Below are 13,833 nucleotides of genomic sequence, written 5' to 3' on the forward strand. Positions count from 1 at the left end.
GCCATAGCCACCCGCTACGACAAAACCCGCGAATCCTACGAAGCAGCACTCACCATCGCGTCACTCCTGATGTGGATATGACCCTTTGAAGACAGGCCCTAGGGCCGGTGTGTCTACGCGCGCCGCTCCCAGGCATCTCGACATCAGCGGCTGACCGCGTCATCGACCAGCTCGGGACGGCTCATCCCTCGAAGCTCGGGGCCCGGACCCCGAGCCCCGGGCCCCGAGCTTCGGAACGGTCGGTTCACTCTTCCGGGGGTACGTGGGTGGGGCTCCGGCCCGAAGCTCGGGTGCCGGGACTCGGGCGTCGGGATGCGGGACCCGGGGTTCGAGCGCCTTCTGTAACCGGTAGGGAGAAGAAGGGGGTTGGGGGAAACCTCCCCTACCTCCCCACCTCGTAACGGCCAGCAAGTATGACTAATCGTGACAGCTTGCGGCACAGCGTCACGACTGCTTACGGTGCGAGAACCAAACGACCCCGACCGGTGTTAGCGCACCAGGCCGGGGTCTCACCGCAAGATCGAGACAAGGCGATCCCGTGGCTATCCAGCACCTTAGCTCTGCCCCGCATGCCCCAGCGGCTGCACCCGCGTACCCGATGGCGAAGCCCGGCTACGGCAAACGCTCCGCACCCGACCAACGCCCGCGTACGCGCGACGATTTCGCCCTCCTGCCGACGCGGGAACGGTATGTCGCCGGGTTCGTCGACCACCTCCCCGAGGGCGCGGCGATGAGCGTGAAGCAGCTCGCCAAGCAGCTCCCGCTCTACGGGCAGCAGGCCATCTCCACGGCCCTGACAGCCCTGTCCGTCGCCGGGCACCTGCGGCGCGTCCGGTGTGCGGTCGGCGCGGGGGACGAGATGCGCTGGGTCTTCCGCACGTTCTGGTCCCGCACGGCCCGGGACAACGAGTGGTGGAACGCGTACCTCGCCACCGAGAAGGCCGTGCTGGCCGCAGCCCCCGTGCCGTCGCCGTCCGTGCCCGACACAGCACCGCCGCCACCGTGGGCCCCGGCCGAGGAACCGCCGCCGCTGCCCGCCCCGGAGGGGCTCGGTACGGAACACGCCCCCGAGCCCACCGCCGTACCGCGTCGGCGCACCCCGGCCCAGACTCCGGACACCGAGCCCGCGCCACCCTCACCGCCCGCCCCGGGCAGGGTTCCCACGACGTCCCGAGCCCCCGGAGCCGGCCGGTCTCCCGCCTACCTCGCCCTGGCCCGCCTCGGCCGCGACGACCACCGCCTCGCCCTCTCCGCCGACGACTGCGCCGCCCTGGAAACCCAGGCAACGGAATGGCTCGCCCGAGGCGTGAGCGTCGACTACCTGACCCACGCCCTCACCGCAGGACTCCCCGCCCAGGTCGACAGTCCCCTCGGCTTCCTACGCCGCCGCCTCACCGACAAGATCCCACCCCAACTCCCCACCGACAACGCCCGACCCGCCGCCCCCGCGGTAACCCGCCGCCTCCTCATGGAATGCACCGACTGCGGACGCCCCGGCCGGCCGGAAGCTCTCCCCGACGGCCTCTGCCGCCCCTGCCGCACCGCCCACTCTCCGGCAGACGAGACCCCGCCCCACCCTGCCGAGATCGCCGACGTCAAGGCCCACATGAGCAACCTCCGCGACCTGCTCAAACCCATCTGAGCCCGAGCGCCACGATCAACTCGCACCCCCGACCGACAGAAGCCACGGGCAAAGCGCACGACAGTCACCGAACCTCCCGCATGGCAGCCATGCACCTCCTCTGGATCCCGAACACGACGACGAATGCCCTCCCTCTTGCAGAGACGAGATACCGCACGCGACCGGCAGAGGGCAGAATCACCCGTGCACATGCCGAGCTCCAGGCCATGACGGTTTGCCACATCGAGGAGATATGCCCGTTTCTCAAGAAGTGGGTAAAAACAGCCCCACGGGCACATAAACCCGCAGGTCACGAACTGTGGTCCCCGCGCACGCGGGGGTGGTCCCCAGCTCCGAGCCGCTCAGGACGCCTCCGGTGAGTGGTCCCCGCGCACGCGGGGGTGGTCCCACCGCAGTGTGGACCCGGGTCGTCGCCACGATGTGGTCCCCGCGCACGCGGGGGTGGTCCCTGCCCATGCTCGGCAGAGTAGACGCGGCACACGTGGTCCCCGCGCACGCGGGGGTGGTCCCTGGTGGGAGCCGAAGCCGGTCATCACCGCCGAGTGGTCCCCGCGCACGCGGGGGTGGTCCCAGGGCCTTGACGAGCAGGTAGGCGCCGAGGTGGTGGTCCCCGCGCACGCGGGGGTGGTCCCCTGGTCTCCGACCTGGCGCTGGACGCCGCCCTGTGGTCCCCGCGCACGCGGGGGTGGTCCCTTCACGGCCTGGATCTGCCGCTCGGGCAGGATGTGGTCCCCGCGCACGCGGGGGTGGTCCCGGCATAACTCTGCGCACGCAGGTCCTGGGCAGACGGTTTCCGCGCGTGCGGGGGACCCATGGGAGGCACGTCGTTCCGCCTCAGCGACAGGGGCTGCCCGCACGCCATGGCACCCCTTCTCCTATTACCCCCTCCATGGCCCACCCTCCGCGAGCCGACAACGGGTCCCGGCAACCGGTCCCGGACCCGCCTTGATAGGCAAGTCGATACTTGCCTATCGTGTAGTCATGGCGGACGATGTCTTCAAGGCCCTGGCCGACCCCACACGGCGGCACATCCTCGACGAACTGACGGAACGGAACGGCCAGACCCTGTTCGAGATATGCGCCCGGCTGGCCACCAAACACGGCCTGGGCCTGTCCCGCCAGGCGATCAGCCAGCACCTGGCCGTCCTGGAAGCGGCGGGCCTGGTCACCACCCGCCGCCAGGGCCGCTACAAGTTCCACGATCTGAACACCGACCCCCTTGAGCGCATCGCCGACCGATGGCTCAGGCCGAAGACACCGGAGAGCACCCCATGAGAATCACCCTGACCAGCGTCTTCGTCGAGGACCAGGAGAAGGCGCTGCGCTTCTACACGGACGTCCTGGGCTTCGTGAAGAAGCACGACGTCCCGCTCGGCGGCGAGGCCCGCTGGCTGACCGTGGTCTCGCCGGAGGACCCGGAGGGCACCGAACTGCTCCTGGAGCCGAACAAGCACCCCGCCGTGAAGCCCTACACGAATGCCCTGGTCGAGGACGGAATCCCGGCCACCGCCTTCGCCGTGGACGACGTACGGGCGGAGTTCGAGCGGCTGAGCGGACTCGGCGTCCGGTTCACCCAGGAGCCGCTGGAGATGGGGACCGTCACCACCGCGGTCCTGGACGACACCTGCGGCAACCTGATCCAGATCATGCACACCTCCTGATCCCGCGCCCCGGGGGCGGCGAGGCCGGCCCTCAGGAGTTCGGGTAGGTGAAGCACACCAGGATCGTGCGGTCGGCGACCACCAGGGACCAGTACGTGCGCCGGTCGGACGAACCCTTCCTGCAGTACTTCGAGCCGGCGTCCGACGGGGCGCGGTAGACGTCGGAGACGACCAGGACGTGGTCGTACGGCTTGGGTACGCGCTTGGCCCGGCAGTCGACGGCGGTGGTGGTGCCCAGCGACATGCCGTCACTGGTGTTGTTGCCGAGGATGCAGTAGCGCGCCACCCAGACCCGTTCCAGGCACAGCGTCGTCGTCCCCGCCACACGGGAGCGGTAGCGCCAGGACGTGCTCCCCCTCCCGGCCTCGCAGGTGACGCCGCCGTCCCCGGTCCGTGTGACACGGAAGAGACCGGCGCGGCGGGAGCCGCAGGAGACCGCGCGGGGCGGTACGTCGACGTTCCAGGCGCTACCGCGCCCGGTGCGGTGGACGGGGAGGCAGCTTCCCACGCGTACGCGCTGGAACGCCTCCGCCGTGGGATCACTCTCGGGCGGCTGCTCCACCACGCCGCCGGATCCGCCGCTCCCGCCGTCGCCACCCGAGTCGGAGCCACCGCCGCCGTCACCACCGCCGCCCCCGCTCCCGCTCCCGCCGCCGATGCTGACCTCCACGCCGACGTCGACGCCCGGGCCGCCACCCCCGTCGTCCGCGCCGTCGCCGTCCCTCGCCTCCGACGAACCGGAGGGCCGGCCGGGACCCGCATCCGGGTCCGGGCCTCCACCCCTGCGGCCCGACGCCCCGCACCCGGCCACCACCAGCATCACAGGCACCAGGAGCCACACCAGCCAGACCCGGGCCGACCGTCGCCGCGCACTCTTCATCGAGCCCCCCTACTCAGAACAGTGCCCACCAATATTCCACAGCCGGACGCCCAACTCACTTAGCACGCACATCTGTTGATACGCACCCGGCGCACTCCCCTCAGGCCGGACGCGCCCCCTGGGGCCGGGCGGCCGCCACCTCCGCCCAGACCGTCTTCCCGATCGGGTTCCGGGGCTCCCACCCCCACCGCGACGCCAGGCACTCCACCAGGAACAGGCCGCGCCCCGACTCCTGATCCTCCGGCGGCAGCTTCGGGTCCTCGGGCGTCCGGCCGAGCACGGCGTCCGAGACCTCGATACGGAAGCGGCTCACGGGGCCTTCGTAGTCCACCCGCACATGGAAGTCCCGCCCCCGGAGCCGCCCGTGGCACACCGCGTTGGCGGCCAGCTCCCCCACCACCAGCGCCACCGCGCATGTGGCGTCCGTCAACGGCCCGAACCCCCAGTGGCCCAACTGGCGCACCACGGTGCGGCGGGCGAGTCGCACACCCCGGGGCGTGGAGGGAAACTGCCGGGACAGTGAGCCGTAGCCGTTGGCGGTCAGCCCGAAGCCGCGCGGAACGGACCGGACCGCTTGCCGCCCACCGGCCTTCTCCGCCTGCTCCGCCTCCTCCGCTTTCTCCACCTTCTCCACCTGCTCCGCCGTGGTCGTCCTCTTGCCGGCCATGCTGACCATCCGCTCGCTCGACTCTCCTCACGTCACCCACACGTGCGGGTTCCGTGACGTTCCGTACTCAAGAGTCGTCAGCGCGGCCTAGCCTCGGAAGGTGACAGCGCCTTACCTCGCAGGCCGTAAGGAACGGAAGTAACGCCGTGGCCAAAGCAATTGATCCGCAGTCCTCCATGGCCGCGCTCTTCGGATCGCGCGTACGCAAGTTACGTACGGCGGCCGGACTCACCCAGACCGAGGTGGGCACGCTGACGCACGTGGTCGGCAGCCGCATCGCCCAGATCGAGCGCGCGACCGGGGCGAAACCGACCCTGGAGCTGACCCGGGCCCTGGACAAGGAGCTGGTGGCGGACGATCTGCTGATCGACCTCTGGCCGTATGTGTACCGGGAGGCGTTTCCGGACTGGTCGCAGGCGTTCATCGCGCACTCCGGCCGCGCGGCGGCGATCCGCGAGTACGCCTCCCACGTCGTGCCAGGTCTGCTGCAAACTCGGGAGTACGCACGGGCGTTGCTGAGCGTGGGCCACTCGCTCCGGGACGCCGAGCATCTGGATGAGCGCCTCGCAGCCCGGCTCGACCGACAGGTGCGGCTGACCGGCCCGGACCGGCCCGAGCTGTGGATCATCCTCGACGAGGCCGTGCTCCGGCGGCCGGTCGGCGGATCGGCGGTGATGCGCGGCCAACTGGAGAAGCTGCTCCGCATGGCGGAGGAGCCCGCGATCACCGTTCAGGTGTTGCCGTTCGATCAGGGCGAGCACGGTGCCCTGGGCGGCTCCCTCACCGTGCTGGTCATGCCGGACGGCACCGAAGTGGCTTACACGGAAGGCGCGCACCACGGCCAGTTGACCGAGGAACCGGACGACATCGAACGGTTCGTTCTGACTTACGATCAACTCAGGGCGATGGCACTACCGCCGCTGATGTCGCTCGACCTGATCCGATCCGCGCTGGAGGCCGATTACCGTGGAAGCCGCGTCCCGTCCCGATCTGACCGCCGCCACCTGGCGCAGCAGCAGTTACAGCAACCAGGAGGGCGGCAACTGCGTGCAGGTGGCCGACGGATTCCCCGGCGTCGTCCCCGTCCGTGACAGCAAGAACCCCCACGGCCCCGCCCTGGTCCTCCCGGCCGCCGCCTGGACCGCGTTCCTCGCCGGAGTCGTCGTCCGCTGACGCCGCCCCCACCGGACGGCCGATCCGCGCATCCGCCCGGTGCGAACGCCGGCCCGGCCGCCCGGCCAGTCATCTTCACGCGCGCGTCGGCCTCATTCGTTGACTGGTGTCATCAGACCTTTACCGGCGCTACTCCGGATTTACCGGTCCTTTACTGACCGCCGGAACGATCGCATCATCCGACGCGAATTCTCAGATTGACTGAAAAGAATTCCTCCACGCGGGCCAATACCGGCGTGCGGCTCACGTCCCCGCCGAACGGCGGGCGGGACGCGTACGCCCCGGCCGCTCCCCGCAGGCCAGGCCCACTGTGGCGCCTGGCAGGGCGGTGCGCACCAGCGCGAGTAACACAACTGCCGCAGCACAACGGCTAATTCTCGACAAAATCACTCTGCCTACGGACTATGCCGCTCGCCGGATCATCCGGTGCATCAGGATGTCTACGATGAGGGTTGCTCCCTGACGGGAAAGGTCGTTTTCGACCTTCTTTCGGCTCACCAAGGTGATCTGCACCTTCTCGGGGCGGCCGCATACCTTCTGCTCGGTAGAACTGAGGGACCGCATCCATGCCAAAACCCGCACCAGCCAGTCAGCGACGGCCGATGAGAACACCGAAGGCGGCGATAGCCCCGCTTGCGGCCGTTCTGTCGGTGAGCGCCGTCGCCGGAGCCGTGGCCGCGGTCCTGGCGCCTTCGGAGGCGCGCGGCTGGGCGGTGGCGGTTGTTCTCACCGCCTGGGTGGTCCTCGCCGTCACGCTCGCCGCCACGCACCGCGCCACGCGGCGGGCCCAGCGCACGGCCGCGGAGCGGGCGGCGGAGGCCGACCGCCTCAAGAATTCGCTGTCCGCCATCGAAGCGGACACGGCGCACACCGCCGACGTGGCGCTGCCCGCACTGATCAGGCTCGTGCGAGGCGGCTGGACGACCCCGGACTCCCTCGGCCAGATCCCGTTGCCGCAGAGTCCGCGTCAGCGGAAGCTGCTGCACGTCCTCGCGACCACGATCGAGGAACAGGAGCAGCAGACCGCCTCGCTGCGGGCGGAGAACGCGCGCCTCCGCGAGGAGATGGGAGCGGAGAACGCCCGGCTCCGCGAGGAGATGCACGCGGTGACCACCGAGGTGGAGCGCTTCACCCGCGACACCCTGCCGACCGTGACCGCCAGGCTCCGGGAAGGCGAGTCCGGCGCCACGGTGCGCGCCGAGGTGGAACTGCCCGCACATCCGCTCCTGCGTACGCCGGTCGAAGCGGTGCTCCGGGAGCTGGCGCTCAGCGAGCGCCGTGCTCTCGCGGCGCAGACCGCGTCGGCCAAGGCGCTCAGCCGCGTCCAGGCGAAGTCCGTCAGCATGCTCGCCGACCTGCGCAGCATGCAGGAACGTCACGGCGAGGAGGTCTTCGGTGATCTCCTGAAGCTGGACCACAGCACCTCGCAGCTCGGCCTGATGACGGACCGGCTGGCCCTGCTGATGGGCGGCCGGACCAGCCGCGCCTGGAACAGGCCGATCGTCATGGAGAGCATCCTGCGCGGCGCGGTCGGCCGCATCGCCGCCTATCAGCGGGTACGGCTGCACTGCTCGTCCAGCGTCGCCATCTCCGGCTTCGCCGCCGAAGGCGTCATGCACCTGCTCGCCGAGCTGATGGACAACGCTGCCAACTTCTCGCCGCCCATCGACGAGGTGCACGTCTACGTGGAGGAGCGCGGCACCGGCATCGTCGTCACCATCGAGGACAGCGGTCTCAAGATGGCCGACGCGGCGATGCGCCGGGCAGCGGACTCCGTCGCCGGCCGGATGACCGACCTCGCGACCCTGCAAGGCACCCGGCTCGGCCTCGCCGTGGTGGGGCGGCTCGCTCTCAAGCACCGGATCAGCGTCAACTACCGGCCGTCCTCGCGCGGTGGCACGGGCGTGGTGGTCCTCCTGCCGCGGCACCTGATCGCGCAGGAGCCGCGCGAAGGCCACCAGACCCCGGGTCACCAGGCCCCCGGCGGGCAGACGCCCGGACACCGGGTCTCCCGTGACCAGGCGCCGGACCGGCGCGCGATCCCCGCGCCTGCCGCACCGCCCGCACCCGCCTCCCCGGCGCCGCCCGCCGCACCCGTGACCGCCGAGCCGCCGTCCCCGTTCTCCGCGGCACCGCCCGCGCCGCCCTCCGTGCCGGATGCCGTGGTTCCCGCCCTCGCACCGCCGCCGGCCGCGCTCCCCCCGCTGCCGCCCGCGACGGCCGACGACCACCTCGTCGCCCGTCCCCGCGAGTCCGCGACGGAGACCGGGCCGGAGGCAGGGCGGGAGACCGGTCGGCAGGCCCGGCGCCCCGCGGCCGGCTCCACCCCCGGCGGTCTGCCCGTACGCACGCCCGGCCGCACCATGGCCGAGGCGGACCGGGAGCGCGGCCGCCACCGCGGCTCCCCCGCGCCCACCACTCCGGCGGACTCGCCCGCCGCCCCGCCACGAACCTCGCCGCCCCGCAGCGCGGGACAGCAGTTCGGCGCCTTCCGGCTCGGTACCAAGCCCGAAGGCGCGGCCGGAAGGCAGGAAGGCAGGGCCGGAGCACCCGACGGCCCGCCGGTACCGCCGACCACCGCTCCGTAACCCGGAACACCCATCCGTACGGTGTCCGGTCCGCCGGACGCGCTCGCTCGAACTTCCGAGATTGGAGGTACGGGCCGTCGGCCGGTCCCCCGGCGCCACGGTCCCGTCACTCATCATGCAGACCACAGACAACAGCCTCACCTGGCTCCTGCAGAGGCTGCTCGAGCAGACCCCCGGAACGCGCCACGCCCTGGCCCTGTCGCGCGACGGGCTCAAGCTCTGCTGGACCGAGCACCTCACCCTCGACCAGGCGGACCAGCTGGCGGCCATCTGCTCGGGCATGCAGGCGCTCGCCCAAGGCGCTTCCATCGAGTTCGGCGACAGCACCGGAGGCGTCCGGCACTCGATGACGGAGTTCCACGGCGGCCTGCTCTTCATCGTCGAAGCCGGTGAGGGCGCGCATCTCGCCGTCGTCGCGACGGAGGAGGCCGACCCCACCGTCGTGGGCCACCAGATGACGCAGCTGGTCGAGCAGATCGGCGAACACCTGCGCGCCGCACCACGCGGCGAGGTGCCGAGGAGCACGTCATGACCCTTCGCCCCGTCGACACCGGAGCCCCCGACCGGCTCTACACGGTCACCGGCGGACGCAGCCGCTCCGAGGACTCCTTCGATCTGGTGACCCTCGTGGTCAGCGAGTGCCGGCCCACCCCCGGAATGCAGTCGGAGCACGCGCAGATCCTCGACCTGTGCCGCCACCCGACCGCCCTCGTCGAGATCGCCGCCGAACTCTCGCTCCCCATCACCGTGGTGCGCATCCTGCTCGACGACCTCCACGCCATGGGCCGTATCACCGCCCGCCACCCCCGCTCGGCCGCCTCACCCGCCGCGCTCCCCGACTCCGATCTGCTGAAGGAGGTGCTCCATGGGCTCCGGAGGCTATGAGCTGCCGGACCGGCGCACACCGCTGGCCGACGCGGCGGAGACCGGCCTGAAGATAGTCGTCGTCGGCGGATTCGGCGTCGGCAAGACCACGCTCGTCCACTCGGTGAGCGAGATCCGGCCGCTGAACACCGAAGAGGTCATGACGCAGGCCGGCGTCGGCGTCGACGAGACCAGCGGCGTCGACGCCAAGACGACCACCACGGTCGCCTTCGACTTCGGCCGCATCAGCCTCAACGAGCGCATCGTGCTCTACCTCTTCGGCGCCCCGGGCCAGGAGCGCTTCTGGTTCCTGTGGGACCGGCTGTTCTCCGGCACGCTCGGCGCCGTGGTCCTCGTGGACACCCGCCGGATGGACGACTCCTGGTACGCGATCGACCGGCTGGAACACCACGGCACCCCGTTCGTGGTGGCCGTCAACCGCTTCGACGACGACCTCGCCCACTCCCTGGACGAGATCCGCCAGGCGCTGGCCCTGCCCGCACACATCCCGATGATCGACTGCGACGCCCGGGTCCGGCGGTCCAGCAAGAACGTACTGATCACGCTCGTCGACCATCTGCGCACGATGGCCATCGCCCGGGAGACGACACCATGAGCACCTCCAGCCCCTCCTTCGGACACCAGACCCCCGCGGGCTGCCCGGCCGGCTCCGGCGCGGTGCGCCTGTCCGGAGCCTCCTACCAGCAGACGCCCACGGAGCTCTACCGCACGCTGCGCCGGGAACACGGTGCGGTGGCGCCGGTCCTGCTCGACGGCGACGTACCGGCCTGGCTGGTGCTCGGTTACGCCGAACTGTCCTACGTCACCACGCACGACGAGCTGTTCGCGAGGGACTCGCGCCGCTGGAACCAATGGGGGGCCATCCCTCCGGACTGGCCGCTGATGCCGTTCGTCGGCTACCAGCCGTCGGTGCTCTTCACGGAGGGCGACGAGCACCGCCGCAGGGCCGGCGTCATCACGGAAGCCCTCGAAGGCATCGACCAGTTCGAGCTCGCACGCGACTGCCGGCGCATCGCCGAACGGCTCATCGCGGACTTCGCCGGAAGCGGCCGCACCGAACTGATGAGCAGCTACGTCCACGCTCTGCCGATGCGGGCCGTGGTCCAGATGTGCGGCATGCCGGTGTCGGGCGCCGACACGCAGCAGCTGGTGGAGGACCTGCGCATCTCGCTCGACGCCGGCGAGGGGGACGATCCGGTGGCGGCCTACGGGCGCGTCGGCGACCGGCTGCGCCAACTGGTGAAGGACAAGCGGGCGGCCCCCGGCCCCGATGTCACCTCCCGCATGGTGACGCACGGGGCGGCCCTCACCGACGAGGAGATCGTCCAGGACCTCATCTCGGTGATCGCCGCGGCCCAGCAGCCCACCGCCAACTGGATCTGCAACACACTGCGGCTGCTGCTGACCGACGAGCGCTTCGCGGTGAACGTCTCCGGCGGCAGGCTCAGCGTCGGCGAGGCGCTCAACGAGGTGCTGTGGCTGGACACCCCGACGCAGAACTTCATCGGCCGCTGGGCCGTACGGGACACCCAGCTCGGCGGCCGGCACATCCGGGCGGGCGACTGCCTGGTCCTCGGGCTCGCCGCCGCCAACACCGACCCGGAGATCTGGCCCGAGTCGTACGTCGGCGCCGAGAACTCCGCACACCTGTCCTTCAGCGCCGGCGAGCACCGCTGCCCCTACCCGGCGCCCCTGCTGGCCGACGTGATGGCCCGTACGGCGGTGGAGACGCTGCTGGAACAGCTGCCGGACCTGATGCTGGCGGTCGAGCCGACGGAGCTCGCCTGGCGTCCTTCGATCTGGATGCGCGGGCTGTCGACACTGCCCGTCCGGTTCAGTCCGATGGCGCAGTAGCGGGGCGAGCGGCCGGAGTCCACGGATCCGGCCGCTCGGGTACGACGTCGCGGTCAGCCCTGCACCGGTGTGAAGCGGACCGGCAGGCTCTGCGGCCCCCGGGTGAAGACACCGCGCTCGACCGGGTCGAAGCCGTCGGCCAGCCGCAGGTCCGGCATGGCGTCCAGCAACTGGCCCACCCCGATCTCGACTTCGGCCTTGGCGAGCAGAGCGCCGACGCAGAAGTGCCGGCCGAGCGCGAAGGCGAGGTGATCTGCCGCCGCCGAGAACGCGTTCGTGGCGGTCAGGTCCTCGCGGAAGATGTCGAAGTCGTCGGGATCGCGGTAACGGTCCTCATCACGGTTGGCGGCGCCTATCAGGCAGGTGACGGTGACTCCCGCCGGCACGGTGCCGCCGCTGAGCGCCACCTCCGTCGCCGACTTGCGCATGATCATGTGTACCGGCGGGGTGTAGCGCAACGTCTCGGCGAAGGCCCTGGGTATCAGACCGTGGTCGGCGCGGACCGCCTCCAACTGCTCCGGATGCCGCAGCAGGTTGGCGAAGATGCCGGCGATGGCCTTGTCGGTGGTCTCGCCCCCGGCGGCCAGCAGCAGACTGCAGAACGCCTTGATGTCCTCGTCTTCCATCCGGACGCCGTCGACCTCCGCGGTGCACAGCGTCGACAACAGGTCGTCGCCCGGCGCCTCCCGTCGCGCGCGGATGATCGGCAGCATGTACTCGGCGAACTCGACGCGCGTACGCTCCCCGTTCCGCGTCACCTCCGGATCACCGGAGAGATTACCGAGAAAGGCGATGACGGCCGTGTACCAGCCGTGAAAGCGCTCATAGTCGGACTTGTCCAGCCCGAGCATGTCGGCGATGACGTTGACGGGAAAGCGGGTGGCGTAATCAGCGACCAGATCGACGGAACCGGAGGAGCGGAACACGTCGATCAATTCACGCGAATTGCGCTCGATGACCGGTAAAAACTTCTCCCGCAGGTCGCTGCCCCGGAAGGCCGGCGCCACCAGCGCCCTGCGCACGGCGTGTTCGCGCCCGCTGAGCTGGAGTATCGTCCGCCCGTGCACGGGTTCGATCTGCCAGTCGTAGTTCTCCGTGGTGAATTCGCCTTCTTTGTCCTTGAAGACGCGCTCGACGTCCTCGTAACGCGAGACGATGTAACTCCCGGTGGGCTCGTGCCACAGGAGAGGCGCGTCCTGACGCATCAGGCGATATGCCCGGTACGGGTCTCTCTCGAACTCGGGTGACAAAATGTCCGGCGCTCCGACCGACATGAACACTCCCTTGGACTGCGAACGAGAACGTGCGAACTGACTGAGCCAATCAGCTCGCGCGAACAAACATTCGTCAAGGGTTGCCACCCGTTGCGACCACCCCGGACCGGGCTGGAACGCCCCGGTCCGGACCCACTCGCGAACGGGAGCCGAACCGGCCCCGGGCCGGCCCACACCCCGCCGGGGAACGCTCAGTCGTCCGGCCCCGACGCCACCCGCCCCGTCAGCGCCGCCAGCGAGCTGCGCACATGCGCCATATGCGCCTGGACCTCCTCGCGGCCCTCCTCGTGCTCCCGCAGAATCCGCTCCGTCTCCCGGACCACCCGCTCCTCACGGACCCGGGCCTCGGCCAACAGCTCCGCCGCCCGCGCCTCCGCGTCCTCCTGGCCGTGCCGGGCCGCCTCCTGCGTGGCCGCGAGCCCCCGGGCGGCCTCCGCGAGCAGCGCCTCCGCCCGCTCGGTCAGCTCCGTGTACCGGGCCTCCGACGCCGCCTCCGCGGCGGCCAGTTCGGCCTCAAGGGCCTTGAGCCGCTCGGCGTGCTCCTGCTCCTGATGGGCCAGCACGCTCGCCGTACGGTTACGGGTCTCCTCCATCGCGGAGGCGGCGGCCGACCGCACCTCCTCGGCGTCCTGCCGGGCCGCGGCCAGCAGGCCCTCCGCCTCCCGGACCGCTTCGGCCACCCGCTCCTCGGCCGCCCGGGACGCCGCCGCGCGCACCGAATCGGCCGCCTCACGGGCCGCGTCCCCGGCCGCCCGGCCCGCCGCCTCCGCGGCGTCCCGCAGCGCCTGGCCCGCCGCCACCGCCTCGGCGTCCAGCGCCTGCGCCTCGCTCTCGGCCAGGGCCAGAAGCCGCTGCGCCCGCTCCCCCAGCTCCGCGTAGTCCTGGACGGGCAGCGTCGCGACGGTCTCCGCCAGCCGGGCCGACTCGGCGGCCAGCTCCTCCACCCGGCCCGTCAGCCGCGCCAGCTCGGCGAGCGCCGCGTCCCGCTCGGCCGTCAGGGCGGCCGTCATCCGGTCCACCTGCTCCGGGCGGTAACCACGCCCCCGCACCCCGACGACGTCGTACGCGGACACCGGTCCAGCACTCATCCCTGAAACCTCTCTACGACCCGCCGACACGCTCTGCCACGCTCCGACACCCGTACTACGCCAAGGATGCGGCAATTGACGCCCGAAGTCGGAATCGATCAGCGGCATTCCGGCCGGAAGC

Annotated in this window: 14 protein-coding genes and 1 CRISPR repeat array; of the genes, 10 read left to right on the forward strand and 4 right to left on the reverse strand. The window is 71.0% G+C overall.

The window, feature by feature from the left end; translation table 11 throughout:
- Window positions 1–598 precede the first annotated feature (598 nt).
- The 3 genes from ACIQMU_RS20540 (at window position 599) to ACIQMU_RS20550 (ending at window position 3,303) form a co-directional block, all read left to right on the forward strand.
- Window positions 599–1,642, forward strand: coding sequence for a MarR family transcriptional regulator (locus tag ACIQMU_RS20540; protein WP_402689388.1), 1,044 nt, complete (start codon window positions 599–601; stop codon window positions 1,640–1,642).
- A gap of 298 nt (window positions 1,643–1,940) precedes the next feature.
- Window positions 1,941–2,396: a CRISPR direct-repeat array (repeat unit 29 nt; unit sequence GTGGTCCCCGCGCACGCGGGGGTGGTCCC).
- Window positions 2,397–2,623: 227 nt separating this feature from the next.
- Window positions 2,624–2,917, forward strand: a complete 294-nt coding sequence (locus ACIQMU_RS20545; protein WP_402689389.1) for an ArsR/SmtB family transcription factor — start codon at window positions 2,624–2,626, stop codon at window positions 2,915–2,917.
- Window positions 2,914–3,303 (forward strand): VOC family protein, encoded by a 390-nt coding sequence (locus tag ACIQMU_RS20550; RefSeq protein WP_402689390.1) that lies wholly within the window; start codon window positions 2,914–2,916, stop codon window positions 3,301–3,303. Before ACIQMU_RS20545 ends, ACIQMU_RS20550 begins: the two co-directional genes overlap by 4 nt.
- A gap of 31 nt (window positions 3,304–3,334) precedes the next feature.
- Here the strand turns inward: ACIQMU_RS20550 and ACIQMU_RS20555 are convergent, their stop codons facing one another.
- Entirely contained in the window at window positions 3,335–4,183 is an 849-nt protein-coding gene (locus tag ACIQMU_RS20555; protein WP_402689391.1) for a hypothetical protein, read from the reverse strand.
- 100 nt (window positions 4,184–4,283) lie between these two features.
- Window positions 4,284–4,859: an ATP-binding protein gene (locus ACIQMU_RS20560; RefSeq protein WP_352239972.1), complete on the reverse strand. Its 576-nt coding sequence runs from the start codon at window positions 4,857–4,859 to the stop codon at window positions 4,284–4,286.
- Between the two features lie 167 nt (window positions 4,860–5,026).
- Here ACIQMU_RS20560 and ACIQMU_RS20565 point away from each other — a divergent pair, with 167 nt between their 5' ends.
- The 7 genes from ACIQMU_RS20565 to ACIQMU_RS20595 all read left to right on the forward strand — a co-directional run bounded on the left by ACIQMU_RS20565 (window position 5,027) and on the right by ACIQMU_RS20595 (window position 11,350).
- Window positions 5,027–5,941: a Scr1 family TA system antitoxin-like transcriptional regulator gene (locus ACIQMU_RS20565; protein WP_402689474.1), complete on the forward strand. Its 915-nt coding sequence runs from the start codon at window positions 5,027–5,029 to the stop codon at window positions 5,939–5,941.
- Window positions 5,898–6,023 carry a DUF397 domain-containing protein gene (locus tag ACIQMU_RS20570; RefSeq protein WP_402689392.1) on the forward strand — a complete coding sequence of 42 codons (126 nt, stop codon included), beginning with the start codon at window positions 5,898–5,900 and terminating at the stop codon, window positions 6,021–6,023. The genes ACIQMU_RS20565 and ACIQMU_RS20570 overlap by 44 nt, the downstream gene beginning before the upstream one ends.
- A 602-nt stretch (window positions 6,024–6,625) precedes the next feature.
- Complete coding sequence (locus ACIQMU_RS20575; RefSeq protein WP_402689393.1) at window positions 6,626–8,611, forward strand: ATP-binding protein; 1,986 nt, start codon at window positions 6,626–6,628, stop codon at window positions 8,609–8,611.
- Window positions 8,612–8,726: 115 nt separating this feature from the next.
- Window positions 8,727–9,143, forward strand: a complete 417-nt coding sequence (locus ACIQMU_RS20580) for a roadblock/LC7 domain-containing protein (RefSeq protein ID WP_352239975.1) — start codon at window positions 8,727–8,729, stop codon at window positions 9,141–9,143.
- The gene (locus ACIQMU_RS20585; RefSeq protein WP_352239976.1) at window positions 9,140–9,496 is read left to right on the forward strand and encodes a DUF742 domain-containing protein; all 357 of its coding nucleotides are present in this window, start codon (window positions 9,140–9,142) and stop codon (window positions 9,494–9,496) included. Before ACIQMU_RS20580 ends, ACIQMU_RS20585 begins: the two co-directional genes overlap by 4 nt.
- On the forward strand, window positions 9,477–10,091 hold the full coding sequence (locus ACIQMU_RS20590; RefSeq protein WP_352239977.1) for an ATP/GTP-binding protein: 615 nt from the start codon (window positions 9,477–9,479) through the stop codon (window positions 10,089–10,091). The genes ACIQMU_RS20585 and ACIQMU_RS20590 overlap by 20 nt, the downstream gene beginning before the upstream one ends.
- Window positions 10,088–11,350, forward strand: coding sequence for a cytochrome P450 (locus ACIQMU_RS20595; RefSeq protein WP_402689394.1), 1,263 nt, complete (start codon window positions 10,088–10,090; stop codon window positions 11,348–11,350). The genes ACIQMU_RS20590 and ACIQMU_RS20595 overlap by 4 nt, the downstream gene beginning before the upstream one ends.
- 53 nt (window positions 11,351–11,403) lie before the next feature.
- Here the strand turns inward: ACIQMU_RS20595 and ACIQMU_RS20600 are convergent, their stop codons facing one another.
- On the reverse strand, window positions 11,404–12,555 hold the full coding sequence (locus ACIQMU_RS20600) for a cytochrome P450 (protein ID WP_352240191.1): 1,152 nt from the start codon (window positions 12,553–12,555) through the stop codon (window positions 11,404–11,406).
- Window positions 12,556–12,815: 260 nt separating this feature from the next.
- Window positions 12,816–13,712, reverse strand: coding sequence for a cellulose-binding protein (locus ACIQMU_RS20605; RefSeq protein WP_402689395.1), 897 nt, complete (start codon window positions 13,710–13,712; stop codon window positions 12,816–12,818).
- Window positions 13,713–13,833 lie beyond the last annotated feature (121 nt).

Source organism: Streptomyces sp. NPDC091649, assembly GCF_044756785.1.
GTDB lineage: Bacteria > Actinomycetota > Actinomycetes > Streptomycetales > Streptomycetaceae > Streptomyces.